We start from the raw sequence: 23846 nt of genomic DNA, 5'->3' as shown, positions 1-23846 counted from the left end.
GGGGGAGATGTGCTCTCCCCCCAAATCGGTCAGGCGGAAAGCTGACGGAACGGCTGGGCCTCGACCGCAGGCGGAACGGTAACCGCACGGGAGGGGTCGATCGGAGCTTCGGCGGGGGCCGAGACCGTGATCGCCCGATTTTGGGGCTGGTTCATGGCCGGCAGGATTCCGGCCGGGGCACGCGGTGCCGCCGGACGCTTCGCCGGGGCTTCTGCATGCTGCAGACCGGCCTGCTCGGCAAGCATCGCAAAGCGCGGATCGGTGGTGACCAGACGCGCCATCTGCTTGCTGGCGCGGCGCACGATCTGGCGAATCCGCTCGCGCGTCAGGCTGGTATCAAGGCTCAGCGCTTCGCGGGTGTCGCCGGTGAACAGGCTGCGCTCGATAATGGCACGATCGCGTTCGAGCCGTGCGTTCAGCGTGGCGAGTTCCTCGGGATCGGGGCCGACGAGGTGCGCGCGGAAGCTCACCGGAAGATCGGGGCGGGCGTCGCGAATATCGCCCTTCGGACGGCGCATGCGCGCCCGCTTGCGCAGCTGTTCCATGCCAGCCTTGCGCTCGGCCTCGATATAGGCATCGAGCAGTGCCGAGCAGGTTTCGCGGGCGAGATGGTCCGATGCCGACTGCTCGGTCCGTTCCAGCGCCTCTCCGTCTTCCACCAGCGCCTCGAGGCTGGTTTCCTCGCCGTCCGGAGTGGTCGTTCCGGCGTGGATGGTGATGGTGACGGCGTCGACCTTGCGGGCCGAGGGGCGCTGGTCGGTCATCAGGCGGAAGCGCAAGCTCTGGAGTTCGCCGCGGATCTGCCAGTTGAGGAAAGTCGTGAACTTCGCCTTGGTCGGATCATAGGCTTCGATCGCACGGTGAACCGCAATAGCGCAGACCTGCTCGGCGTCTTCGTGATGAGCGGAAAGGCCATACTGTCGAATGAAGTGCCGAATACGCGGAGCGGCGATCTTGAGAATTCTCGAAAAGGCACGGTCGATATTGGCGCGCTGCCTTGCAGAACCGCGCGAGCCATCGGGATTAGTATTGGCGATGACTTCTGCGACGGCGAATTCTAGTGCTTCCGTACTTTTTGACATTGATGTTCTCCCCATCAGTTCAAACTGGCTTCGTGTTGAACAGGGGATAGGGCGCGGCCTATAAACGCCTTCTTTCGGACCTTTTCGGGTATTGTACTTTAAGCAATGCTACAGAAGCCCCCTTCCGTAATATCCCTATGCTTCGCTTGGGGGATTTGCGGAAGCGCCCGAGACCGGCTTAGATGCTGCTCGTCTGCCGGAGCCCGACGAAGCGATCCGGCCTGATCTTGCGGGCGATATACCCGTTGAGCCAGTCGCGGTGGGCAAGCGAGGCATCGCCCATGCGGTTGATCCGTTGCACTGCCTGTCCCGAACCGATCTGCGCCTTGAGGAGGTGGGCCGCGCGGCTCTCGCTCAGGCCGCCCTTGAGGTAACGGATCGCATCGCCCGGCCCGAGGTGGTGGCCGAGATAGGCCACCCGGGCAAGCGCTTGCGGATCCTCGCCCGTCTCCACGCCCGCGCGGCGGATGGTGGCGATGTTCGATCGGGCATAGTCGGCGATCGAGTAGATCGAGGCATCGGCGTCGTAGCGCAGCGCGAGCAGCGATCCGCGCGCGGCCGGGGCGACTTTGCCGTTGGCGTTGAGCCAGCCTTTCTCGCGCGCCACGTCGTGCAACCAGTTGCCGGGCTTCTGTGCCATGCCGATCCAGGTGCCGGAAAGGAACTGGCCCAGCCCGGCGGCGCTTGAACGGGGATTGCGCGACATCAGGTTCCAGCTGCCGTCGGAGCGCTTGGCCGCCTCGGCATCGACGATGGCGGCGAGGGTGGCGGGGGGCAGGCCGCTGCGCTCGGCCGCTGCTTGCAGCGTTCCGGCGAAGCGCGAATTGGCGCTCAGGCCGCCAAGCGGCCCGGTCGCGGGGATGTCCTTCGATACGGAGCCGCCGGGGAAGGGCGCATCGAAACCGAGGCCCGGCTTGATCAGGGGCGGGACTATGGCGTCGATCCGGGTCTCGGGCTCGGTAGCGGCGCGGCGGATGGCGTCGGTCCCGAAGCCAGGCTTTGCCGAGGCAAATGCGTCGAAAGCCTGCGCCAGCGCGTCGGCCCCGTGACCCGAGCCCAGCAGGGCCTCCATTCCCATCGGCAGCATTCCGGAATGGTGCCGGCAAGGGGATTGCCCGCCCGATCCGTCGTCCTGCGCGCCTCCGATCGCCGCCTGCCACAGGCGGTCGCTCATCGCGGATCGCGCCTGCGTATAGATGACGCGTGCCCGATCCTGGGGCGTGAGTGCTTCGAGACCTGCCGTCTGCATGGCGAGTTACCGCGCCGCGAGCCGCGGGAGCGCAGGCTCCGCCTTGGTATGGGAGGGCGCGACCATGCGCGCAGCACCCAGATCGTCTGCCTCGCGCTGTTCGGCGCGGGCCTGCCTGCGCCGCTGGACGGCACGAAACGCATCGGCGGCGTTTTCGAGGACATGCTGCGAGCCATAGGCGGCCACGGCCTTGCGGCGTAGCCGCGAAACTTCTTCCGACACGGTGACCCGTTGCGCGTTCAGGTGCGCTTGCTCTGACAGCTTTCGCCGCAGGAATGCCTCGGAAGAGATAGCCCAGCTATCGGCACAGGCCTTGTACTCGTCGGCCAGTTCCTGCTCCAGCGCCAGGCTTTGCCAATCGATTTCGTGCAGGCGTGTGGCTTCGGCCTGGATCGCGATGCGCATGTGGTCGATTGCCCGGCGGCGGGTGCGCAAGACGGTGTCGAATGGGGTTTTCACTGCGGTTCCTCCGTCAGCAGTTCGGCGAGTCGGGCAAAGGCCTGCGCTGCCGATCCGCGGTCGTTCTTGGTCTGCTTCAGCAGTTCTTCGATGTGCGGCGCGAGGCGAATGGCCTCGTCCACGCGGGCGTCGGCCCCGGCCTCGTACGCGCCCAGCCGGACGAGCTCTTCCATGTCGCCGAAGGTGGCGAGGTGGGTCAGGGCGGCGAGCCGGAGAGCGTTCTCCTCCTCCGCGTGGCAGTCGGGCAGCATGCGTGAGACCGACTTGAGAATGTCGATCGCGGGGAAGCGCCCCCGCTCGGCAATCTTGCGCGACATGACGATATGCCCGTCGAGAATGCCTCGCACGGCATCGGCAATCGGCTCGTCGTGATCGTCGCCGTCGACCAGCACGCTGAACAGGCCGGTGATCGATCCCTGGCCAGGGCCTCCGGGACCTGCGCGTTCGAGCAGGCGCGGCAGTTCGGCGAAGACCGTGGGGGTGTAGCCCTTGGTCGCCGGGGGCTCGCCATTGGCGAGGCCGATCTCGCGCTGCGCCATGGCAAAGCGCGTGACCGAATCCATCAGGCACATGACATCGCGCCCGGCGTCGCGAAAATGCTCCGCGATGGCGAGCGTGGTCCAGGCAGCCTGGCGGCGCATGAGGGCGGGCGAGTCGGAGGTCGCGACGACCACGACGCTGCGTGCGAGGCCTTCGGGCCCCAGGTCGTCCTCGATGAATTCCTGAACTTCGCGCCCGCGCTCGCCGATCAGGCCGATTACGGCCACGTCGGTCTCCACCCAGCGCGCCAGCATCGAGAGCAGGGTGGACTTGCCCACGCCCGAGCCCGCGAACAGGCCGAGCCGCTGCCCTTGGCACAGCGGCGCAAACAGGTCGAGCGCGCGCACGCCGGTCTCGAGCCTGCGCCCCACGCGCGCGCGGTGGGCGGCGGCAGGCGGATCGGCCTTGAAGGGGCGGGGCACGGGGCCGGGGGCGAGCGGGCCCTTGCCATCGATCGGGCGGCCGAGGCCGTCCACGACCCTGCCCAGCCAATCGGCGGTGGGACGCAGCGCCGACCGGCCCTGGAGCAGGTCGGCACGCGAGCCCGTCGCGATGCCCTGCGGCTCGTTATAGCACAGGCAATGCGCGGTCTCGCGGTCGAGCCCGGTAACCTCGGCATCGATGAGGCCGCCGTCGCACTTGATCGCGATCCGCGAGCCTATCCGGGCCGCGCCCAGCAGGCCCTCCACCTCGATCAGCGCGCCGCGGACGGCTGCAACCGAACCGAAGGGAAGATCGGGCGGGAGCGCGCGGATCGCCCGCGCGGCGGAAGCCAGCGTCTGCATTGAAAATGACGTCAGGCGGCGTCGGCGGGCGCGAGCCGGCCCAGGGCCGTGGTCTCGTAGGCGATCAGGGCCCGGCAATCGCTCAGCGCGCGATAAAAGTCGCAATAGGCGACGTTGCGGGCGAACGAGAGGCAGTGCTCCTTCGCGTCGGGCGATTCCAGCGCCCCGACGAAATCCTCGAACAGCGAGAGAATGCGGCCCTGATACCGGGTAAGGTTCGCCGGATCGAGATAGGCGAGCATGCATGCGAAATAGAGTCGCTTCGCCGGAGTATCCGCCTCCTCGGGAGACATGACGTCGCGCCCGCGCAGGATCGCGGCCGAGTTCTCGACCACGATCTCCGCACGACCCGAAGAACGCAGCACGGCACCGTTGATGACGACCTTTTCGCCGTCGCGTAAAGTAATGCGAAGCATCGCACGTTCCCTGTGATGTGATGGTGCCATTATAGAGGGGGAGCGGGCGCGCCCGGCGCACAGGCGGAAAAATTTGCCGCCTTTTGGGTTTGCCCAACCGCTCTTCTACAATGCTCTTGTGACCGGGCGCGCGTGCCCGCCATCCAGGAGATCCACTAAAGTGAGCCTTTATTCCGCCCTTTACGCCGGCGTGTCCGGTCTCGGCGCACAATCGAGCGCGATGGCGACGGTTGCCGACAATATCACCAACATCAACACCGTCGGCTACAAGGGGGTCGAGGCCGACTTCCGCTCGCTCGTGACCGATGGCAGCGTCAGCAGCAGCTATTCGGCAGGCGGCGTCACCGCGGCGCCGCGTGCGATGATTTCGAAGCAGGGTCTGTTGCAGGCTTCGGGCAGCCAGACCGATCTCGGAATCGACGGGGGCGGCTTCTTCGTCACCCGCAAGGGCAGCGACGCCGAAAGCGGCGTCGCCTTCACACGCGCTGGCGCCTTCCGTCCCGACGAGCAAGGCTATCTGCGCAATACCAGCGGCTATTACCTGCAGGGCTGTCGGCTCGATGCGGCGGGCGAATATGCCAGCACGGGCGGCCTGAACGAGCTTGAGCCGGTCCGCCTGAGCGGACTGACCGGCACCGCCGCTGCCACCACCCGCCTGCAGGTCCGCGCGAACCTCCAGTCGACGCAAGAGCCGCTCGCAGGGGCCTTTGCCGCCGGCGACATGGCGACCGGAGCGGTTGAGCCGCATTTCTCGCGAACCTTCGAGATCTTCGACGCGCAGGGCGGCGGCCACCAGGTGACGATGGGCTTTGCCAAGACCGGGCCCAACCAGTGGGTGGCCGAGATCTACGCCGACCCGGCCGAAGTCACCGCCGCCAACGGCCTGCTGGCCAGCGGTTCGGTTGCATTCAACCCGGACGGCAGCCTCGATCTCGCCAACTCTTCCCCGGCACTGTTCGGTACGCTCAACGTCGCATGGACCAATCAGGCCGGATCCTCGCCGATCGACCTGAACTTCGGCAGCCAAGACGGGCTCGACGGGCTCACCCAGTTCGGCAGCCAGTCGGCGCTGATCGCTTCGAGCTCGGACGGCGGTATGCTGAACAACCTCGTGTCGGTGGACGTCAGCAAGGACGGCATCGTCAGCGCCATCTTCGACGATGGCACGGCGCGCGCGGTGTTCCAGCTGCCGGTGGCGACCTTCGCCAACCCCGACGGCCTGTCGCGCATGCCGGGCAACGCCTATGGCGTTTCGCAGCAGTCGGGCAATGTCGCGCTCGGTCGCCCGGGCGAACTCGGCAGCGGCACCATCGCGGCCGGTACGCTGGAAGCTTCCAATGTCGATCTGGCGCAGGAGTTCACCAACATGATCCGCTTCCAGCGCGCCTACAGCGCGTCGTCGAAGATCATCACCACGGTCGACGACATGCTTCAGGAAGTCAGCGCGCTGAAGCGTTAACAATCGATTGGGTGGGAGCTGACTGAATGTCGCTGAGCGAGATCCTGGGGTCGGCGGTATCCGGCCTGTCGGCGTCACAGGCCGGCATCAGGTCGGTATCGAACAATATCGCCAATGTCGGCACGCCGGGATACGCGCGCGAGCGCGTATCGCTGGCGACCGGCGTGACCCAGGGTCGCATCGCCGGCGTCGTGGTCGGCGAGCCGACGCGCATCGCCGACCGGTTTCTCGAGGAAACGGTCTATCTTCGTTCGGGCGACATGGGCCGGGCGGATGTTACCGCCAACTACATGGAGCGCTTGCAGGCCTTTCTCGGCGCCCCGGGTGCCGAGAGCGGGGTGCCCGCGCGGCTCGACGCGATCAACGCTGCGGCGATCGCGCTTACCAGCGCGCAAAGCTCGCCGCAGAACGCGGCCGGTTTCATCGGCGAGGTGCAGGAGGCGATCGGCGCGCTCCGCCAGCTCGATGACGATGTCCAGGTCCTGCGCGGCGACGTGGAATCCGAGGTCGGCTACTCGGTCGAGTCGATCAACGTTCTGCTCGAGCGAATTCACGGCCTGAACGCCACCGTGGCCCAGTTGAAGGGTCTTGGGCGCAGCACCGGCGGGGCCGAGGATCAGCGGATGACCGCGATCCAGGAACTGAGCGGAATGATGAAGATCGCGGTCCGCCAGCAGCCCGACGGGCGGGTCAATATCGACGCGGCCAATGGCGCGGTCCTGCTCGACGGGAAACTGCGCCAATTGTCCTACCCGATCGCAGGCGACGGGGTGGCGCAGCCAACCTATCCGGTAATCGCCATCCGCTTCGCCAACGAGGCGGGCGTGCCGACCACGGCGACGGGCGAGAAGATCGATTCCTCGGCGGTGGGCGGCAAGCTCGGCGGTTTGCTCGACCTGCGCGATCGTGCATTGCCCGAATTTTCGGACCAGCTCGGGTCGCTCTTCGGCGGACTGGCAGAAACGCTCAACGCCGTGGCCAATGCGGGCACCGCCTTTCCGCCGCCCAGCCGGCTCGACGGGCGGCCCACAGGGCTGATCGGTGGCGACCGTCTTGGCTTCGCCGGGCAGGCGACCTTCGCGGTGACCGACCGGAGCGGCACTCTGGTCGCGCGCACTACGGTGAATTTCGACGCCCTCGGGCCGCTGGCGACGATCGACGACGGCATTGCCGCGATCAATGCCGGGCTCGGCGGGGCAGCGACCGCCAGCCTGCAGGACGGACGCCTGTCCTTCGTGGCCGCCACTTCTTCCAACGGCGTTGTCGTGGCGCAGGGCGATCCGCCCAGCGCGCGCGCAGGCAACGGCTTCGCGCATTATTTCGGGCTCAACGATATCGTGCGCAGCGAAGGCGCGCCGCTCGTCCCGCCGGGCTTCGTGGCGAGCGACGCGCACGGCTTCGGCGCGGGCGAGTCCGCCCAGCTGGTGCTGCGCGATGCGACCGGCCGGACCCTGGGCCAGACCACGATGACGGGCGATCTGGGCCCCACGTTCGGCGACCTGGTGAGCGAACTCAACCAGAGCCCGCTGGCCGCGTTCGGCAATTTCACGATGGACGATCGCGGCCGCGTGCGGTTCGACCCCACCCCCGGCAACAGCGGCGCGCTGCTTTCGATTCCGAGCGATTCCACCAGCCGCTACGGCACCGGCGTCTCTTTCAGCGCGCTTGCCGGCCTTACCGGCAGCGCCACGGGGCTGGGCGAAGCGGGCGTGCGGTCCGATGTTCTCGCCGACCCGGGCAGGCTCCCGCTCGGGCGTTTGCGGACCGACGCCGCCATCGGCGAGCCTGCTCTCGGCAGCGGCGACAACCGCGGCGCGGGCGCCTTCGTCGAGGCGCTCGAGCGGTCGGTCGATTTCGGCAAGGCCGGCGTCGCTTCGCTGGATCGCTTTGCCGGCCTGCTGATGGGACGCACGGGCACCCAGGCGGCGCAGGCTCGCGATATGCTGGCGGACGCCGCCGCGCGGCGCGATGACGCCGTGAACCGGCGCGACAGCTTCTCGGGCGTCAATCTGGACGAAGAACTGTCGCAGATGGTCGTCCTCCAGAACAGCTATGCCGCAGCAGCGCGCGTCATGACGACCGCCACCAAGATGTATGACACTCTCCTAGACATGGTCCGCTGAAAGGACACGCGATGAACCGGGTTGCCACCATACCGCTGCAACGCACGATGGCCGATGCCATCCAGCGCGCGCAGCAAAATCTCGCCACGACCCAGAGGGCGCTTTCGACCGGCAAGAAGGCGCTCGATTACGCCAGCCTCGGGACCCAGGCCGTGCGCACGATGTCCGCGAACACCATGCTCGCCAAGCAGGATGCGCAGGCGCTCGTCTCCAAGCACGTGACCACCACGCTCGCCATCTACGACGCGCACGTCACCGGCATCGACAACGCCATGATCGACCTGCGCACGCAGCTGGTCACCGCGATCGGCACCGACGAATCGGTTGGTCTTCAGGAGTCGATCAAGAGCACGTTCGAGCAATTCCGCACTACCCTCAACGCGAGGGAGGGCGGCGTCGCCCTGTTCGCCGGATCGCGCACCGACGTGTCGCCGTTCGCTCCGCAAACGCTGGACGACGTGGTCGCAACGGCCGCGGCCGATGCCTTTCGCAACGACGACGTGAAGGCGGTGGCCCATCTCTCCGAAGGCACGAAGGTGACCTATGGCCTGACCGCTAGCGACGTGGGAGCAGAGATCTACGAGACGTTCCGCACGCTCGCGGCCGCCGGTCCGATCGGCAGCCGGTTGACCGACGTGCAGAAAGCCGCCTTGCAGGACGCGGTCGCGCAGATCGATGCCGGCTCGGTCGGGCTGCGTTCCTTGAACGCCGAGAACGGCCGCAGGCAGGAACGCGTGGAAACGCTGGGCGAGCGTGCCGAGCAGCGATCGCTGCTGCTGCAGGACATCATCGCCTCCAACGTCGACGCCGATCTGGGACAGGTGGCGGTCGACCTCGCGCAGCAGAAGGCGACGCTCGAGGCGAGCTATTCGGTTTTCGCGCAGCTCACCCAGCTCAATCTCACCAAGTATCTCTAAGCCTCGATACAGGCTCTGATCCGACGCCAGGGAGACGCGCGCGTGGCCAGGCCCGCGTGCCTGCAGGCGTGCGTGCGCGGTAATGCGTATGTGCGACCGGGATTGGACGCGCGTCGGGGCGCGTCAGGACGTAACCGGTTTGCCCTTGGTCCTCGCGCCAGCGAGCAGATCGGCGATGTCCCCGGCAGGGCTTGCGTCGGGCATTGCGGCCATGGCCTGCGCGACGGTGGTCGAGTCCAGCCCGTCTACCGGTCCGGTGAGCAAGTCGAACGCAGCCGCAGTCGGTTCCCCGACGAAGGCGTTCGCATAGCGTGTGCGCAGCCGGGCAAGCGATGTCTCGCGCCCGAGCATGGCGAGCGCGATGGCGCGCCGCAGGATGATGGTCTGCTCGACCTCGCTCAGCCGGCCGCCGGCGACTGCCGGCAGGTCGCCCGATGCGCTGAGCGCTTTCCAGTTGCGGCGACCCCATTCGATCTCGTCGCGGATCGCGCCACCCTCTGGCACGCCGTCGAGCACCGCCAGCGCCTCTTCGGTGCGACCGAGCTTGTGAAGCGCCACCGCCTCGATCCGCAGACGCGCCCACAGCATGGGGTCGGGATAGATATTGCCGTCGGTCGCGCGAAGCGCTCTGAGCGCCTCTTCAGGCTGTTCCGCGAGGATGTAGAGCTTCGCCACGCGGACCGAGAGCGGACCTTGGGCAACGTCCTTGGCGCGTGCCATCAGCTGGTAGTCCAGCAGCCCGGCCGCACGCTCGTAGAGACCGGCAGCCTGCAGCCTGTCGGCAAGCCGACTGACGAGCAGATCGCCGCCGGCTCCCGAAGGGCTGAGGTCGCGGTAGTCCCAGAACAGTCCCGCGGCCTCGGGCAGCGGGACCTTGCTTCCAGGCGAAAGGATGGCGCCAAGCTTCTGCTGCAGCGCGCCGAGCAGCGCACCGCTGTCGTCCGCCATCGAATGATAACGCAACAGCGCCGCCCCTGCAGTCAGCATCGCGCGATCGTCGCCCGCTGCTTCGGCAAGCGTGAAGCGCAGCTTGAGGGCGCGTCTTTCGACCGACCCGCCGCGCCAGGAATATCCGATCCGTTCGAGCTCGGCGGCAGCCTTTCGAGGGTCCGCATGATGATGCGCCACCAGTCCTTCGAGCACGGAGACCCGGGCATCCATGCGCTGTTCGGGCGTTCCGTTGTCGGCCGCCCGGTCCAGCCTCAGCCGCGCCTTCTGCTCGCTCCCGAGCGCGAAAAGCGCACGCCCGCGCAGCAGGTTCGCCGCCGCATCGGCGTCGGAGACCGACCTGAGCACCTTGAGGGCACTGCGGGGGTTTCCAGTTTCGAGGGCCGCTTCGGCGGCAGCGAGCACGAAGGGCGCACGCTGTTTGCCGTCGCGCGCGGCGATCGGCGGGCGGGCGCAGCTCCATTCGCCGAGTGCCGCTGCGTTCATTGCCAGCGCTGCCAGCGCGCGCAGGCGCCAAGCGCAAGCCTCGGCATTGTCCGCCAGCTGGTCGGCGGACAGGGCATCGAGCGCGTCCGTATGGCGGCCAAGGCCCACCAGCGCTGCGCCGAGCGCAAGCCTGTGGGCCGCGACGAGCGAGAGATCGGGATCGTCCTGCGCCATTGCGACCAGCACGCCGTAGGCCTCTGGCGAACGTCCCTTGCCGATTAGGCTGCGGGCGTAGGCCCAGCGCGCCTGCTGGCGGGTGGCAGGGGTACTGCTCGCGATCGCCTTCCACGCATCGCGCTCGGGCATAATCCGCCATCCGGCAGCACTCTGTATCGGCGGGTCGTTCGCGAGCGCGGCGGCGAAGCCGGGCAGGCGCACGGCAGGCGCGCGGACGTGCTCCTGAGCGTTCATTTCGGACCGGGAGTCGACATCGCTACCGGTCTCGCCGCCCGGCTCGGCCGTGGCATTCGTTTCGCCGTGATCGTGGTCGGGCCCGTCCTCGGCCACGGCCGAAGCGCCGAGCGCCAGCGAGAGCGAGGCGGTCAGGGAAACGAGTTTGCGCATCTGCCGGTCAGCCCGCCAGATGCGGCCAGGCGACGAGCCCCGCACCGCCGATTGCCGAGCCGAGAAGAAACAGGATCACGGACATGATCGAAAACCGGCGCGCGGGCGCGGTGGCAGGCTGCTGCTGCGCATTGTCGACGACGTCCTGGATCGCCTGCTCGAGCGGGCGCGTATCGACAGGGGCATTCCCGGGCGCATGCGCCGTCCCGCCATTGCTGACGAGCTTTATGCGTGAAGGTTTTTGGTCGTAACTCATGCGCGCTCCGGTCGGGATATCCTCTATTATAGGGTAGGGGCCGGTTCTCCGGTCGTCTTCGAACTCCCTTTTTCGAACGGAAATGGCAGCACATCATGAATAGCAAGACCCTCCTGCTGGGCGGCGTGCTTCTCGCTGCCGTCCCCATGAGCAGCGCCACCGGCGCAGGTGGCGGGGGCGGGGCGTCCGACGGCAATCTCGTCGCGATGGAGGCGATCGCCGTGCCGATCATCGACGGAGCAAGGCTGCAGGGGACCCTGCGTTTCAGCATCGTCCTCGAAGCGCACGACGGTGCCGCCGCCAAAAGGATCGCAGACGACATGCCTGGTCTGCGGACCGAGGCGCTTCTGGCGGGGGCGGAGTTTTCGCGCCTGCGCGCCTCGCCGTTCCTGGCGGTGGACGCGCGAAGCCTGTCGGACGAACTGACCGAGGCTTTGCACGCGCGCGAAGAAGGGATCGACCGCGTGCTCCTCGTCGAAGTCACCGCAAAGAGTTTCTGAAGACGAGCTTTACCCGCGCCGGGTGAGCGCAAGGCTCACCCGGCGGGTTCTGCCCTCACGCGCCGGGGCGGGGGCCGCTTCCCGGCCAGCGCCATGCTCAGGCGCGCGGCGCCCCCCGGTGTCATGGCAGCCAGGATCTGCGCGGTCGAACGCTCGCGCATCTTGCGCGCCACCGCGATCTGCACATCGATGTCGAGCTGCTCGAACACCGGCGCGGCCTGCTTGGGCTTCATCGACTGATAGATGCGCGCCAGCTGGTCGAGCGTCGCTGCCTCTTCGGCCTCCTTATCGGCCTTTGCATCCGCCTTCGTCTTGGCGGCACCATCGGCAGCGGCAAGCGGCTGCTGGGTCTGTAGATTGCTCTTCAACCGCTTTTCTGATGCCTTGAGCGCCTGTTCGCGCAAGTCGAGTTCGCGCTCCCGCTCGCGGGCGGTTTTCTTCGTCTGACTCATTTCAGACTGGATGGCGGAGCCGAGCCTGCTCTGGGGCGGCTTGGTCTGGGCTTTTTCCTCGCTCGGGGCGGAGGCGGCGACGCCGTGGGCGACCGTCGACATTGCTGCCGCCCCGGCCATCAGCATCAGCAGCGATGGGCGCTTGAGGGTCATGCCATTTCCTTCACATCGAGCACCAGCTCGGGCTTATTGGCGGTTTTGCGTCCGCCAGTTTTCTTCGCCGCCGGTTTCCTGGCGGCCGGTTCCTTGACCGTTTTGGGGCCCGTGCCGGAAGATTTGGTCGCTTTCGGAGTGCTCGCCTTGGCCGGCTTCGCGGCTGAGCGGCCCGAGGTCGCGCTGCGCGAACGCGCAGTTTGCGTCGGCTTGGGCGCCTGCGAAGCTGCGGCGGCGGGGGTAGTGTCACCGCGCGATCCGGTCGAAGCGGCCTCGATCAGGCGTTCCGCCATGGCATTGGCAATGCCGACCATGACGTTGAGCTCTTCGCGGACCTCCCGCGCCTCGGCCAGCGAGCGGGCATTGGCCGCGCCTTCTGTCGTCAGGATTTCCTTCAGTTCGAAAAGCACGCTCCGCGTTTTCGCGGTGGCTGTGTCGAGCGCGCCCACAGTCCGGTCGAGCTGGCTCTCGCGAACCTGGTTGAGGCTGCGCATCATGCGCACGCTCTGGACGATGACCGCGACGCAAAAGAGGATCGTGATGATGTTGGTGAAGGCGGTGAAGCTCATTGCGATTGCCCCTGATTGATTGTGTCGACGATGCCGATGGCAACGTGGTTGCGCTGGCGTCCGATTTGCGCCCGGGCGAGCGGGACGCCGCCGCAGGTGACCTCGAACGGATCGTCGGGCGTGACGTCGAAAGCGATCGTCTGGCCGACTTGCAGAGACTTGAGGTCCGCGAGCCGCATTTCGCGTTCGCCCAGGACGGTGCAGATTTCGATCTCGGTGCGGAGGATCTCGGAGCGCATGTGATCGCGCCAGGTCGTATCGCCGCCCAGCTTCTCGCCCATGAAACGCTGCGTCAGCTTGCCCCGCACCGGCTCGAGCGTCGCGAAGGGCAAAACGATCGTGAACTTTCCGCCGCGCCCGTCCATGTCGACCCCGAAGGTTGCGGCGGCGGCCACGTTGGTCGGGCCGGCGATCGCGGCGAAGCGCGGACTGGTCTCGATCCGCTCGAGCTCCATCGTGACGGGCGCGATCGGTTCGAAGGCGGTGCTGAATTCGCGCAGGATCAGATCGATCACCTTCGATACCAGCGTGGTCTCGATCGTGGTGAAAGCGCGGCCTTCGATCTTGCGCGGTGCCCCCCCCTTCCGTCCACCGAGCAGCGCGTCGACGACCGCATAGATCAGGTTGGCTTCCACCGCGACGAGCCCGAAGTCCTGCCATGCGGGAACCTTGAATACGCCCAGCATCGATGGCAGCGGCACGCGATTCATGAAGTCGCCGAAACGCACCGAGGCGATCTCGTCGAGCGAGACCTCGATCGCGTCCGAGGTGAGGTTGCGCATGCTGGTGGCGAAGGAGCGGACCATACGCTCGCACACCACCTCCAGCATCGGCAGCCGGGCATGACTGACCACGCGCGATTCGATCACCGCGCGTAGGCCGCTCTTCTGCGGAATATCCGCATTGGCATCGCCGAACAGGGCGTCGATGCTCGCCTGGTCGAACGTTGCGTCCTCGGGCATGCTCATTGCCGGAGGTTCGGGAAGCTCGAACTCTTCGAAGTCGTCGTCGGTCATCACTGCTGGACCATGTCCTGGATGAGGACGTCGGCCACGACGCCCGGACCCACGGTATCCGCTGCCCGAAGGATCAGCTCTTCCTTGAGACGGTAGACGGCGGCCGAACCGGCCAGGTCTTCGGGGCGCAGTTCGCGCAGGAAGGGCTGGTAGCGGTCGATGATGAGCGGCAGGTTGGTTTCGATCGTGGTCACGTCCTCCGACGATTCTGCGGCGAGCAGGATGCGCAGCTTGAGGAAGCGGGCCTGGCCGTCATTCGTGCGCAGGTTCACCGTCATCGGCGCGACTTCGACGAGGTCGCCCTTGCCTTCGCCATGACCCTTGCCTTCTTTGCCGTGATCCTTGCTCTTTCCCCCATGATCCTTGCTCGCGGAATCGCCGTGGTCGGCTTCACTGCCGCCCTCTCCGCTGCCGCCAGCCATAAGGACGCCGGCGGTGCCCCCGCCAAGCAGCAGCACGGCGCCGACGGCAGCGATGATTTTCTTCTTCTTGGAGAAGCGCGGTGCTTTCGCAGCCTCGCCGGGCGCAGTCCCGTCTTCGGTGCTCTCGGTGATCTCGGTGGTCACGCTCTGACGCCTTCCTTTAGCAAAAGCCTGCAGTCGGTCCGCGGGCTGTGATTTTCTCCTATTATAGGATCGTCACCCGGCAAGATTTGCCGAGTGCGCTTTTTCGAAGCAGTTTTTTCGGGACTGACAGTCGATGGATATTTCCTCTTACGTACTGCTTAGCCAGGAGCAGGCGCTCAGGCGGCGGATGGATATTGTCGCCAACAATCTCGCGAACACCTCGACCGTCGGTTTCCGGCGGGAGCAGCCGATGTTCCGCGAATATGTCGAGCGTGCCGACGAGGCGATCGTCGACGATGCGCGCCCGACATCCTTCGTGCTGGACTTTCGGGCGATCCACGACACGGCGCCGGGCGCGTTTCAGCCGACCGGCAATCCGCTCGACGTGATGATCGAAGGGCCCGGCTATCTCGCGGTCGAGCTGCCCGATGGCGCGGGCACCGCCTATACGCGCGCGGGTTTCGTCACTGTCCTGGAGACCGGCGAACTCGCCACTGCCGGGGGGCAGCGCCTGCTCGACGAAGGCGGGCAGCCGATCGTCGTGCCGCCAGAACAGGCGGGGCGCGTATCGATCGCCGGGGATGGAAGCGTGATGGGCCCCGACGGGCCGCTTGGTCGGCTGGCGATCACCGTGTTCGACGACGAGACCGGCCTCGCGCCGCGAGGCGACGGGCTTTATTCCGGGGCCGAGGGGCGCGTCCTTCCGGCGGAGGAAACCAAGCTTCGCAGCGGCGGAGTGGAAGGCTCCAACGTGCAGCCGATCGTGGAAACCACTGCGATGATCGACATCCTGCGCACCTACCAGAACAGCGTGCGGATGGCCGAAAGCCTCAACGACATGCGCAAGCGTGCGCTCGACCGGCTCGGCCGCGTCGGCTGATCCGCGTTACATAGCTTCATAAAGGAAGGACCTAATCATGCGTTCGCTCTCGATCGCCGGCACAGGCATGCTCGCGCAGCAGACCAATGTCGACGTTATCTCCAACAACATCGCCAACATGAACACGACCGGGTTCAAGCGTCAGCGCGCCCAGTTCCAGGATCTGCTCTACCAGCAGGTCTCGCGCCCCGGCGCTGCGTCGAACGGGCCCGAGGCCCGCGTGCCCTCGGGCATCCAGATCGGCGCAGGCGTGCGCACCGGCGGCGTATACCGCATCGCCGAACAGGGCGCGCTGGTGCAGACCGACAACCGCTACGACCTCGCGATCCAGGGCCTCGGCTATTTCCAGGTCCAGATGCCCACCGGCGAGATCGCCTATACGCGCGACGGCAGCTTCCAGCTGTCCGACCAGGGCGAACTGGTCACCTCGCAGGGCCTGCCGGTAGAGCCCGGCATCGTCGTTCCGCAGGAAGCGATCGACGTGGTCGTTTCGCGCACGGGAGAGGTGCAGGTCAAGCTCGCCGGGGAACCGGAACTGCAGACGGTCGGCCAGATCGAACTCGCCACCTTCGTCAATGAGGCGGGGCTTGAGGCCAAGGGCGACAACCTGTTCCTAGCGACCGCCGCTTCGGGAGAGCCGACCATCTCGCCTCCGGGCGAGCCCGGCTTCGGCAATCTTTCGCAGGGTTTCGTCGAGGCCTCCAACGTCAATCCGGTGGCGGAAATCACCGCGCTCATCACCGCGCAGCGTGCCTATGAGATGAACAGCCGCGTGGTGAAGACCGCCGACGAAATGCTCGGCACGACGAGCCAGCTACGCTGATGACCCGGCGAGCATTTTCCCGCCTCGCGCTGTTCGCGGGTCTCGTCCTCGCGCCGTGCGGACCGGCCTTTGCACAAGCGGCTGGCGAGGGCGTCATGGCGGATGTGCTCGTCCGCCAGATCCAGCGCGGAGACCTGCTGACGGAGCGCGACTTTGCGCCCGAGGAAGTCTCCGCAGGGCAGGCGCGAGGAGCGGTTTCGGCCGAGCAGGCCGCCGGTCTGGAGGCGGCGCGTACCTTGCGCAGCGGCAGCCCCGTTCGTGCGAGAGACTTGGCCGAACCGCGTCTGGTGCGCCGTGGTCAGCCGGTCACGATCATCCTGCGCTCGGGCGCGCTCTCGATCAGCGCCACGGGCCGTGCGCTGGCGGACGGAGCGCTCGGCGATCCGGTTCGCGTGTTCAGCGAAGCCACCAACCAGACGCTCGACGGTGTCGTCGAAAGCAGCGGCCGCGTACGCATTTCTGCGGGTTGAGATTAGGAAACTGTCATGAAGAAGATTGCGATGCTCGCCGCGATGGCGGCTACGCTTGCGGGTTGCGGCACGATGGATCGGCTCGCCAATGTCGGCAAGCCGCCGGCGATGACGCCGATCGAGCAGATGGAAGTGCCGAGCTACGAACCCTCGATCGCGCGCGGCGGCGTGCCTGCGACGCGCGCGGGCACTCCCGCTGCAGCGCCCGGGGCGGTCTCGGCGCCATCGGCCTCGCTTTTCCGGGCCGGTGCGGGCACGCTGTTCCAGGATCAGCGCGCCTCTCAGGTGGGCGATATCCTGACCGTGGAGATCAACATCGCGGACAAGGCGGAGGTGGGTAATTCGACCTCGCGTTCGCGCAATGGTTCCGAAAGCGTCGGGGTCGGCGCGCTGCTCGGGCTCGAAGACGTGATCGGGGGCAACGCGGTGGACGCGACGTCAAGCTCGCGCTCGGGCGGGCAGGGCACCACCAGCCGCAGCGAGACGATCAGGATGACGATGGCGGCGATCGTCACCGACGTCCTGCCCAACGGCAATCTGGTGATCCGTGGCCGGCAGGAAATGCGCGTGAATTTCGAGCTGCGCGAGCTGATCGTGACCGGCATCGTGCGCCCGCAGGATATCCGGCGGGGCAACACGATCCAGCACGTGAACATCGCCGAGGCGCGGATCAGCTATGGCGGGCGCGGCCAGTTGACCGACCTGCAGCAGGCACGCTGGGGCCAGCAGATCTACGAGGCGCTGTTTCCCTTCTGAACCGCGTTCCCGGCCATTCTGGCAAAATTAGCGGGTGGCGATCCGTCCCGGGCGACCGGTCATCGCCGCCCGCTTCTGCATGTGCGCGCCATGGCCCGCCGCGGACGCGAAAAAATCGGCCACATCGCTTGGGATCGGGTCGGGTTTCTTTCCAGAATGAAAGGCGGGCTGTGTTTTTGCAGCGCGTCGGGGGCCAGCGTTTCTGGCCCGGACCGCAGAAGGCGGTTCCCCCTATCCAGAAGGAAATGAAGAATGGCGTTCTCAGTCAATACCAATGTCGGTGCAATGGCGGCACTGCAGAGCCTCAACCAGACCAACAAGGGTCTGTCGCAGGTTCAGAACCGCATCAACACCGGCCTGAACGTCGCATCGACCAAGGACGATTCGGCATCGTTCACGATTGCGCAGACCCTCCGCGGCGACGTGGGTGGTCTTTCGGCGGTCAACTCTTCGCTCAACCGTGCGAAGAGCTCCGTCGACGTGGCGGTTGCGGGTACGGAGCAGATCTCCGACATCCTCAACCAGATGAAGGCCAAGGCCATCCAGGCAGCCGATGAAGGTCTGGATGCGGACAGCCGCACCGCGATCAATTCCGACTACACGGCTCTGAAGGAGCAGATCACCACGATCATCGCTTCCTCCGAGTTCAACGGAACGAACCTGCTGAAGGATGACGCTACCGCGACCGGCTCGGTCGCCGCGCTTCAGTCGCTCGATACCTCGAGCACGCTGAGCGTGGGCAACCAGGCCTTCGACACCAACGTCACCGCGGCCCTTGGCACCGGCCTCGGCACCAAGGCCGATGCCGACACTGCACTGACCGAGATCGACACCGTGGCCGCCACGGTGACGTCGACGCTGAGCACTCTCGGCTCGGCTTCGCGCAAGATCGAAGGACAGCTGGAGTTCAACAGCAAGCTGTCGGACGTGATCGAGAGCGGTATCGGCAACCTCGTCGATGCCGATCTGGCCAAGGAATCGGCCAAGCTGCAGGCCCTGCAGGTCAAGCAGCAGCTGGGTGTCCAGGCTCTGTCGATCGCCAACCAGGCGCCGCAGACGATCACTTCGCTGTTCCGTTAATCCGGTCGACGCAGCCTTTCCCCGGTGGGGAGAGGCATCCTGGGGCCGGGCGCAAGTCCGGCCCCTTTTTTTTCCCGGCCGCGCGATGCATGAGCGCAGCCTGCGCTGCCGATCCGGCAGCGCGCATGTCAGAACGGATATCCTCGACCTTGGTTACCAACTATCCCCGCGTACGCGAAATCGCCGATCCCTTCGGCGAGGTGGTCAGGATCAGTGTCGAGCCACATCCGCGCGGTGCGCTGGTCCTGATCGACCGCCCCGACGCCGAGGATGCGGGCAAGGTGATGCTCGACGCCTACGGTGCCGACATCCTGCTCGGCTACATCATGTCGGCGCGTCTGGCCGTCCCCGGGACCATGCCGGAGGAAGAAATCGGCGGCGCCTTCCCGACGCGCTTCCAGCTCGAGCCCGAACCGGATGCGGCCGTCATCATCGACCAGATCAACGACGAGGAACCCTTCAGGATCGCGGCGGCGCTGTGGGACAGGGTCTATGCCGAGCTGTGCCTCGTCTGCGCCCATGCGCGCGAGCTCGGGCGGCGGCAGCAGTCCTACATCCATTGAGATTTGCAGACACGCGCTTGATCCCAGCAGCGCGGGTGCGCGTACTGGGGGCTCGTATCAATGCGCGAAAGGGGAGGGGGGGTGGTGGACTTCCGGGGCACGCCGAGACGGGAGAGCGATCGCGTCTCTGCGCTGAGGGTGGGGGGAGGATGCCCCGGAAGTCGCTACCTGGCAGTGGAGACTAAGGAACTGCCGATCCTTCTTGTATTATAGGCATTGCCGGCCGCTTCTGGAGTGAAGGGCCAAAAAAATTTCAGTCGCCCGCGACTACGCGCACGAGCGCTCCCGAAGGGAAGCTTTGTCCATTGATGCCGAGCACCACCGCGCCGTCGCGCGTCGCGACCTCGTCGATCACCCCGGTGCTGCGGATGGTGACGGGCACGGTCTGGCCAGCCGCGTCGAGTGCCTTGAGCGAAAGAGTATAGCCACCCGCAGCGGCATTTCCTCCGCCGGCCAGCGAGCCGTCCCAGGCAAAGCTGCCCGCGCTCTGCGCATCGAGGCTGCGCGTTTCCACCACGCGGCCGCGGCCGTCGGTGATCGTTGCGGAGAGCGTCTGGACCGGCCGGTCCGCCTGCCACGTCCACTGCGCCGGGCGCTGATCCGAGAGGCCTGCGGTCGCGCTGTCGAGTTCGACGCGCTTGCCGAGGAAATTCGCCGACTGGGCGAGATCCTGCGTCGAAAGGCTGGCGAGAATGTCCTTGAGAGTGGAGGTCTGCTGGATCGACTGCTCGACCTGCGAATACTGGACCAGCTGCTGGGTGTATTGCGAGGTGTCCATCGGATCGAGCGGATCCTGGTTCTGCATCTGCGTGGTCAGCAGCTTCAGGAACATGTTGAAATTGGCATTGAGCTCGGCGCCCGCCTTGGTGCCGGCGGTATCGCTCTGCGCAAAGGGCGAAATCGATGAAATTGCGGTCATGTCGATGTCCTTAGGCGATGAGGTCTAGCTGGCCGCTGGTGTGCAGCCTCTGGGGCGGAGCCGCGCCGTCGTCTTCGGCTTCGGCCAGTACCCTGTTCGGGTCGGAGGGCGTCTGGGGGCGGCCGTGCTGCTGCTGCTCCCCGCGGCCTTGGCCGCGTCCTTCGAACTGGAAGGACTGCGCATCGGTGCGCACGCCGGCGTCGCCCAGCGCGCGAACGAGGTCCGCGCTGTCGCGGCGGAGCATTTCGAGCGCCGCGCTGCTCTCCGCAGTGACGATCGCGCGCATCGTACCGCGATCGTCGAATTGCAGGCGGATCTGGATTTCGCCCATCTCCACCGGGTCGAGCCGGATGGTCATGCTGTCGCGCCCGTCGAGGCCGTGGCGCACGATCTCGACCCCCAGCTGGTGGCCGATCTCACCCGGCCGGGCAGAGACAGGGGCTGGCTGCGATGCCGGAGCGCCAGGCGCGGGCGGCGCATTCCTGAGGGGATCGGTCCGCGACTGCGGCAGGAGTTCGCCCGCTGCCGGCCCGCTGTCGAGCGCAGCTGCTGCGACGTCCGCTGCCTTGGGCTCGACCATCTTCCCGAAGTCGTTCGACGCCACGGTGTCCGGCGTCATCGCGGGGGAGGGCCGTGACGAAACCTTGTCGGGAGCCGGGGTGCGCTCGGTCGGTGTCATCGCCGGCTGGGCGTCGCCACGAGGCATGGTGGGCGCGTGGACGCCATCGCGGGTCAGCGCGGCTCGATGCAAGCGTTGCGTCGGGGCCGGAGGGGCCGCGCCGGTCGTCGGCGGGGCGATGGGCATCTGCTGAGCCTCGAGGCTGGGCGTCTCTGCCCGACCTTCCACGGACTGTCCTTCCGGGCTTTCGATGGGCGGGCTTCGCGTCGCCATCTCGCAGTGATCCTCGCCGGTGGCGGGACGGGGGGTGTCGGCACGTTGTGCGATCGGCTCGACAGGTTCGTTAGCTTGCAACGCGTCCGTGGGTTCCGCGGGGCGCGCCGCGTCTGCAGGTTCAGGCACGTTTTGCGTCAGTGGCTGGTTCGTTCGGGTGACCGTTTCGGTCGGTTTTTCGCGAGCGACCGGCTCGGCCGCGAGGCTATCCTCGCCCCAAGCGACCTGATCGGCCGAAGCAGGGCTATCCTCGCCGGGCGAGGCTGCTTTCGGGGTTGCGTTTTCGGATTCGGCAGCGGGCTGTAGATCGGTTGGCAGTGAAGAGCTTTCCTCCACCACGATCCCACCAACGACGGGCGCTTCGAGAGGCGCCTCAGCTGTCAGCTGCGGTGCGAGGCCTACGTTGGCGGATGTGACATTCGCGACTGCTTGCGGCGCGTTCGACACCGGGAGGCCTCGTGCTACAGAAGCGAGCAGTCCTGCCTCTTGCGTGAGCGAAGGACGTGTCCCGACCGCACTTGCGAAGCCCATACTCTGGACGGCAGAGGGCGCGCCTTCCCCGATCGCTGGAGGCGCAACCGGCGTACCCGCGAACGGGGACGGCAGCGCTCCGCCCTTAGCGGAAGGTGCGGCCAGCAGGTCGGTGAAGGAGGGGCCCGGTGCGGCGGAAGAGGGGGCGCCCCCGGACAAGCCTAGGGGAGAGCGGTTGCCGATGGCGAGCGACAGGAGTTGGGTCATGCGGTCCTTTCGCCCGGGGGGCGCCTCGATCTATTATATGACCGGAATTTCGGTCAGGGCGCTTCGAGCGCAATTTGTTGGCCGATGCTGCCGACCGAGCGAACGCGGGTGCGGGGATGGATTTCGTTCTGCGAGAGCACGACGGTGGCCGGACGCACGCGCTCGATGATCGAGCGTACGAAGGGACGGATCGTCGGGCTGACGAGAATGCACGGGATTTCGTTGCTTGCGGCCAGCGTGTCGTAAAGCTCGCGCACCTGGGTGATGAAGCGCTGCAGGTGCGAAGGGGCCATGGCGAGATGGCGGTCGTCGCCTTCTCCGATGATGCTTTCGGCAAAGTGCTGGTCCCAGTCCGCCGACAGGGTCAGGATCGGGATGGCGCCGTCGCGGGTCTGCTGGGCGGAAATCTGCCTGGCAAGGCGCGCGCGGACATGCTCGGTGATCTGCGTCAGGTTCTGCGTCAGCGGCGCGGTTTCGGCGATCGCCTCCAGGATCGTCGCCATGTCGCGGATCGAGACGCCCTCGGCCAGCAGGTTCTGGAGGATCCGCTGGATGCCCGAGATGCTGATCTTGGCGGGCACCAGATCGGCCACCAGTTTTTCCGCCTCGGTATGAACTTCGTTCAGCAGCTTCTGCGTTTCGGTATAGGAAAGCAGCTCTGCGATATTGTCCTTCACCAGCTCCGCCAAATGCGTGGTCACGATGGTGCCGCAGTCGACCACGGTCAGATTGCGCAGGCCCGCCTCGTCGCGCAGTTCGCGGTCGATCCACAGCGCGGGGAGGCCGAAGACCGGCTCGCGCGCCGGATCGCCGGGCAGGCCGACATCGGCCCCGCCGGGATTGATGACCATCAGCTTGTCGAGCCGCAGCTCGCCCGCCGCGACCTCGGTCTCGCGGATGAAGACGCGGTAGTCGTGGGCACCCAGCCCCATGTTGTCGATGATGCGGACCGCCGGCAGGACGAAGCCGTAATCGGTCGCCATCTGGCGGCGCAGCGCGCGGACCTGGTCGTCGAGGCGCGGCTCTGCGGCCGAGCCCTTGATGATCGGCAGCAGGCCATATCCCAGCTCCACCCGCACCGCGTCGATCGCGATGGTGTTGGCGATCGGCTCTTCGGTTTCGGCAGAGGCGATTTCGGCCTGCGCCGCCTCGGCCTTCTCGCGCGCGGCTTCGGTCCGGTGCTTGCGGCTTGCCCACCAGCCGTAATAGCCGCTCGCCGCGGAGACGAAGGCGAAGGGCAGGAAGGGGAAGCCGGGCAGCAGCGCAAACGCGCCCATCAGGACCGACACCATGGCGAAGGCCTTCGGATAGCGACCCAGCTGCTCGCCCAGTGCATTGCCGGTCTTGCCCGACATACCGCCCTTGGAGACGAGCAGGCCTGCGGCGGTCGAGACGATCAGCGCGGGAATCTGGCTGACCAGACCGTCGCCGACGGTGAGGAGCGTATAGGTCGTGAAGGCCTCGCCGAATTCGACCCCGTGGATCGCGACCCCGACGATAAGGCCCACCAGCACGTTGATCGCGGTGATCAGCAGCCCGGCGATCGCGTCGCCCTTCACGAACTTGGAGGCACCGTCCATCGCGCCGAAGAAGCCGCTTTCCGCCTCCAGTTCCTGCCGCCGCGCGCGCGCCTGTTCCTCGCTGATCATGCCTGCGCCCAGATCGGCGTCGATCGCCATCTGCTTGCCCGGCATCGCATCGAGGCTGAAGCGCGCGGCGACCTCTGCAATACGGCCCGCGCCTTTGGTGATGACGACGAAGTTGATCACCACGAGGATGATGAAGATGGTCAGCCCGATCACGGTCTCGCCGCCGATCAGGAACTGCCCGAACGCGCCGATCACGCCGCCAGCGGCCTGCGGCCCCTCGTGCCCGTGCCCCAGGATCAGCCGGGTCGAGGCGAGGTTGAGGCCCAGCCGCAGCATCGTCGCGATCAGCAGGATCGTCGGGAAGGCGGACAGCTGCAGCGGCTTTTCGATGAACAGCGAGGTCATCAGGATCATCACCGACAGTGTGATTGAGATCGCGAGGCCGAAGTCGAGCAGCCATGCGGGCATCGGCAGGATCAGCATCGCGATGATGCCGATCACGCCGATCGCCAGCGCGAGATCGCGGTTGGCGCCGATGCGGTCGAGGAAGCCGGTCAGTTGCTGGGGCATGGCGATGCGCGCTTCGCTTCAGGACA

General features: G+C 66.7%; 24 protein-coding genes. 10 read left to right on the top strand and 14 right to left on the bottom strand.

Features of this window, described 5'->3' with window-relative positions:
- Positions 1 to 29: 29 nt before the first annotated feature.
- From DL238_RS12885 to DL238_RS12865, 5 genes are all read right to left on the bottom strand, one after another.
- Complete coding sequence (locus DL238_RS12885) at positions 30 to 1082, bottom strand: sigma factor (RefSeq protein WP_115492632.1); 1053 nt, start codon at positions 1080 to 1082, stop codon at positions 30 to 32.
- 178 nt (positions 1083 to 1260) lie between these two features.
- Entirely contained in the window at positions 1261 to 2331 is a 1071-nt protein-coding gene (locus DL238_RS12880) for a peptidoglycan-binding protein (RefSeq protein ID WP_115492631.1), read from the bottom strand.
- A gap of 6 nt (positions 2332 to 2337) precedes the next feature.
- Positions 2338 to 2736, bottom strand: a complete 399-nt coding sequence (locus tag DL238_RS12875; RefSeq protein ID WP_199801312.1) for a hypothetical protein — start codon at positions 2734 to 2736, stop codon at positions 2338 to 2340.
- A 50-nt stretch (positions 2737 to 2786) separates the two neighbouring features.
- Entirely contained in the window at positions 2787 to 4115 is a 1329-nt protein-coding gene (gene fliI, locus DL238_RS12870) for a flagellar protein export ATPase FliI (RefSeq protein ID WP_115492629.1), read from the bottom strand.
- Between the two features lie 11 nt (positions 4116 to 4126).
- The gene (locus tag DL238_RS12865; protein ID WP_115492628.1) at positions 4127 to 4531 is read right to left on the bottom strand and encodes a flagellar biosynthesis repressor FlbT; all 405 of its coding nucleotides are present in this window, start codon (positions 4529 to 4531) and stop codon (positions 4127 to 4129) included.
- A 160-nt stretch (positions 4532 to 4691) separates the two neighbouring features.
- On the opposite strand from DL238_RS12865, the gene DL238_RS12860 reads away from it, so the two are divergent.
- The 3 genes from DL238_RS12860 to DL238_RS12850 are packed head-to-tail and all read left to right on the top strand — an operon-like array spanning position 4692 to position 9030.
- Entirely contained in the window at positions 4692 to 5990 is a 1299-nt protein-coding gene (locus tag DL238_RS12860; protein ID WP_115492627.1) for a flagellar hook protein FlgE, read from the top strand.
- A 26-nt stretch (positions 5991 to 6016) separates the two neighbouring features.
- Positions 6017 to 8113, top strand: coding sequence for a flagellar hook-associated protein FlgK (locus DL238_RS12855; protein WP_115492626.1), 2097 nt, complete (start codon positions 6017 to 6019; stop codon positions 8111 to 8113).
- Between the two features lie 11 nt (positions 8114 to 8124).
- A complete protein-coding gene (locus tag DL238_RS12850) occupies positions 8125 to 9030 on the top strand; it encodes a flagellin (RefSeq protein ID WP_115492625.1) in 906 nt (301 codons plus the stop codon).
- A 123-nt stretch (positions 9031 to 9153) separates the two neighbouring features.
- Here the strand turns inward: DL238_RS12850 and DL238_RS12845 are convergent, their stop codons facing one another.
- Both DL238_RS12845 and DL238_RS12840 read right to left on the bottom strand, forming a co-directional pair.
- Positions 9154 to 11028 carry a FecR family protein gene (locus DL238_RS12845; RefSeq protein ID WP_115492624.1) on the bottom strand — a complete coding sequence of 625 codons (1875 nt, stop codon included), beginning with the start codon at positions 11026 to 11028 and terminating at the stop codon, positions 9154 to 9156.
- 7 nt (positions 11029 to 11035) lie between these two features.
- Positions 11036 to 11284: a hypothetical protein gene (locus tag DL238_RS12840; protein ID WP_115492623.1), complete on the bottom strand. Its 249-nt coding sequence runs from the start codon at positions 11282 to 11284 to the stop codon at positions 11036 to 11038.
- Positions 11285 to 11379: 95 nt separating this feature from the next.
- Between DL238_RS12840 and DL238_RS12835 the strand changes: the two genes are divergently transcribed.
- The gene (locus tag DL238_RS12835; RefSeq protein ID WP_115492622.1) at positions 11380 to 11784 is read left to right on the top strand and encodes a hypothetical protein; all 405 of its coding nucleotides are present in this window, start codon (positions 11380 to 11382) and stop codon (positions 11782 to 11784) included.
- Positions 11785 to 11819: 35 nt separating this feature from the next.
- On the opposite strand, the gene DL238_RS12830 is transcribed toward DL238_RS12835, so the two are convergent.
- From DL238_RS12830 to DL238_RS12815, 4 genes are read right to left on the bottom strand one after another with little or no spacing between them, the layout of a single operon-like run.
- On the bottom strand, positions 11820 to 12389 hold the full coding sequence (locus DL238_RS12830; protein ID WP_115492621.1) for a MotE family protein: 570 nt from the start codon (positions 12387 to 12389) through the stop codon (positions 11820 to 11822).
- Positions 12386 to 12958, bottom strand: a complete 573-nt coding sequence (locus tag DL238_RS12825; RefSeq protein WP_115492620.1) for a DUF6468 domain-containing protein — start codon at positions 12956 to 12958, stop codon at positions 12386 to 12388. The genes DL238_RS12830 and DL238_RS12825 overlap by 4 nt, the downstream gene beginning before the upstream one ends.
- On the bottom strand, positions 12955 to 13974 hold the full coding sequence (fliM, locus tag DL238_RS12820; protein WP_115492619.1) for a flagellar motor switch protein FliM: 1020 nt from the start codon (positions 13972 to 13974) through the stop codon (positions 12955 to 12957). The genes DL238_RS12825 and fliM overlap by 4 nt, the downstream gene beginning before the upstream one ends.
- A complete protein-coding gene (locus tag DL238_RS12815) occupies positions 13974 to 14540 on the bottom strand; it encodes a flagellar basal body-associated FliL family protein (protein WP_234031069.1) in 567 nt (188 codons plus the stop codon). Before DL238_RS12815 ends, fliM begins: the two co-directional genes overlap by 1 nt.
- Before the next feature lie 133 nt (positions 14541 to 14673).
- Here DL238_RS12815 and DL238_RS12810 point away from each other — a divergent pair, with 133 nt between their 5' ends.
- The 6 genes from DL238_RS12810 to DL238_RS16395 all read left to right on the top strand — a co-directional run bounded on the left by DL238_RS12810 (position 14674) and on the right by DL238_RS16395 (position 19112).
- Complete coding sequence (locus DL238_RS12810; protein ID WP_115492618.1) at positions 14674 to 15420, top strand: flagellar hook basal-body protein; 747 nt, start codon at positions 14674 to 14676, stop codon at positions 15418 to 15420.
- Positions 15421 to 15457: 37 nt separating this feature from the next.
- Entirely contained in the window at positions 15458 to 16243 is a 786-nt protein-coding gene (flgG, locus tag DL238_RS12805; protein WP_115492617.1) for a flagellar basal-body rod protein FlgG, read from the top strand.
- Positions 16243 to 16713, top strand: a complete 471-nt coding sequence (flgA, locus tag DL238_RS12800; protein WP_115492616.1) for a flagellar basal body P-ring formation chaperone FlgA — start codon at positions 16243 to 16245, stop codon at positions 16711 to 16713. Before flgG ends, flgA begins: the two co-directional genes overlap by 1 nt.
- Positions 16714 to 16728: 15 nt before the next feature.
- Positions 16729 to 17469: a flagellar basal body L-ring protein FlgH gene (flgH, locus tag DL238_RS12795; protein WP_115492615.1), complete on the top strand. Its 741-nt coding sequence runs from the start codon at positions 16729 to 16731 to the stop codon at positions 17467 to 17469.
- Positions 17470 to 17721: 252 nt separating this feature from the next.
- Positions 17722 to 18549, top strand: coding sequence for a flagellin (locus DL238_RS12790; protein WP_115492614.1), 828 nt, complete (start codon positions 17722 to 17724; stop codon positions 18547 to 18549).
- Positions 18550 to 18638: 89 nt separating this feature from the next.
- Entirely contained in the window at positions 18639 to 19112 is a 474-nt protein-coding gene (locus DL238_RS16395) for a hypothetical protein (protein ID WP_234031068.1), read from the top strand.
- A gap of 253 nt (positions 19113 to 19365) precedes the next feature.
- Here the strand turns inward: DL238_RS16395 and DL238_RS12780 are convergent, their stop codons facing one another.
- The 3 genes from DL238_RS12780 to flhA all read right to left on the bottom strand — a co-directional run bounded on the left by DL238_RS12780 (position 19366) and on the right by flhA (position 23820).
- Complete coding sequence (locus DL238_RS12780) at positions 19366 to 20031, bottom strand: flagellar hook assembly protein FlgD (RefSeq protein WP_115492613.1); 666 nt, start codon at positions 20029 to 20031, stop codon at positions 19366 to 19368.
- A 10-nt stretch (positions 20032 to 20041) separates the two neighbouring features.
- Positions 20042 to 20878 (bottom strand): flagellar hook-length control protein FliK, encoded by an 837-nt coding sequence (locus DL238_RS16180; protein ID WP_181883916.1) that lies wholly within the window; start codon positions 20876 to 20878, stop codon positions 20042 to 20044.
- An 836-nt stretch (positions 20879 to 21714) separates the two neighbouring features.
- Positions 21715 to 23820: a flagellar biosynthesis protein FlhA gene (gene flhA / locus DL238_RS12770; RefSeq protein ID WP_115492611.1), complete on the bottom strand. Its 2106-nt coding sequence runs from the start codon at positions 23818 to 23820 to the stop codon at positions 21715 to 21717.
- Positions 23821 to 23846 lie beyond the last annotated feature (26 nt).

This window comes from Alteriqipengyuania lutimaris (assembly GCF_003363135.1).
Classification (GTDB): domain Bacteria; phylum Pseudomonadota; class Alphaproteobacteria; order Sphingomonadales; family Sphingomonadaceae; genus Alteriqipengyuania; species Alteriqipengyuania lutimaris.
Note: the sequence above shows the minus strand (reverse complement) of the source record. Positions and strands in the feature narration are given on the sequence as shown.

Excerpts from the sequence above, each read along its gene's own strand:
- DL238_RS12850 (WP_115492625.1), top strand. The coding sequence starts at position 8,125 with ATGAACCGGGTTGCCACCATACCGCTGCAACGCACGATGGCCGATGCC.
- DL238_RS12835 (WP_115492622.1), top strand. The coding sequence starts at position 11,380 with ATGAATAGCAAGACCCTCCTGCTGGGCGGCGTGCTTCTCGCTGCCGTC.
- DL238_RS16395 (WP_234031068.1), top strand. The coding sequence starts at position 18,639 with ATGAGCGCAGCCTGCGCTGCCGATCCGGCAGCGCGCATGTCAGAACGG.
- DL238_RS12840 (WP_115492623.1), bottom strand. The coding sequence starts at position 11,284 with ATGAGTTACGACCAAAAACCTTCACGCATAAAGCTCGTCAGCAATGGC.
- DL238_RS12830 (WP_115492621.1), bottom strand. The coding sequence starts at position 12,389 with ATGACCCTCAAGCGCCCATCGCTGCTGATGCTGATGGCCGGGGCGGCA.
- DL238_RS12810 (WP_115492618.1), top strand. The coding sequence starts at position 14,674 with ATGGATATTTCCTCTTACGTACTGCTTAGCCAGGAGCAGGCGCTCAGG.
- DL238_RS12825 (WP_115492620.1), bottom strand. The coding sequence starts at position 12,958 with ATGAGCTTCACCGCCTTCACCAACATCATCACGATCCTCTTTTGCGTC.
- DL238_RS12865 (WP_115492628.1), bottom strand. The coding sequence starts at position 4,531 with ATGCTTCGCATTACTTTACGCGACGGCGAAAAGGTCGTCATCAACGGT.
- DL238_RS12845 (WP_115492624.1), bottom strand. The coding sequence starts at position 11,028 with ATGCGCAAACTCGTTTCCCTGACCGCCTCGCTCTCGCTGGCGCTCGGC.
- flhA (WP_115492611.1), bottom strand. The coding sequence starts at position 23,820 with ATGCCCCAGCAACTGACCGGCTTCCTCGACCGCATCGGCGCCAACCGC.
- DL238_RS12880 (WP_115492631.1), bottom strand. The coding sequence starts at position 2,331 with ATGCAGACGGCAGGTCTCGAAGCACTCACGCCCCAGGATCGGGCACGC.
- fliM (WP_115492619.1), bottom strand. The coding sequence starts at position 13,974 with ATGACCGACGACGACTTCGAAGAGTTCGAGCTTCCCGAACCTCCGGCA.
- flgA (WP_115492616.1), top strand. The coding sequence starts at position 16,243 with ATGACCCGGCGAGCATTTTCCCGCCTCGCGCTGTTCGCGGGTCTCGTC.
- DL238_RS12855 (WP_115492626.1), top strand. The coding sequence starts at position 6,017 with ATGTCGCTGAGCGAGATCCTGGGGTCGGCGGTATCCGGCCTGTCGGCG.
- flgG (WP_115492617.1), top strand. The coding sequence starts at position 15,458 with ATGCGTTCGCTCTCGATCGCCGGCACAGGCATGCTCGCGCAGCAGACC.
- DL238_RS12780 (WP_115492613.1), bottom strand. The coding sequence starts at position 20,031 with ATGACCGCAATTTCATCGATTTCGCCCTTTGCGCAGAGCGATACCGCC.
- DL238_RS12885 (WP_115492632.1), bottom strand. The coding sequence starts at position 1,082 with ATGTCAAAAAGTACGGAAGCACTAGAATTCGCCGTCGCAGAAGTCATC.
- fliI (WP_115492629.1), bottom strand. The coding sequence starts at position 4,115 with ATGCAGACGCTGGCTTCCGCCGCGCGGGCGATCCGCGCGCTCCCGCCC.
- flgH (WP_115492615.1), top strand. The coding sequence starts at position 16,729 with ATGAAGAAGATTGCGATGCTCGCCGCGATGGCGGCTACGCTTGCGGGT.
- DL238_RS12875 (WP_199801312.1), bottom strand. The coding sequence starts at position 2,736 with ATGCGCATCGCGATCCAGGCCGAAGCCACACGCCTGCACGAAATCGAT.
- DL238_RS12790 (WP_115492614.1), top strand. The coding sequence starts at position 17,722 with ATGGCGTTCTCAGTCAATACCAATGTCGGTGCAATGGCGGCACTGCAG.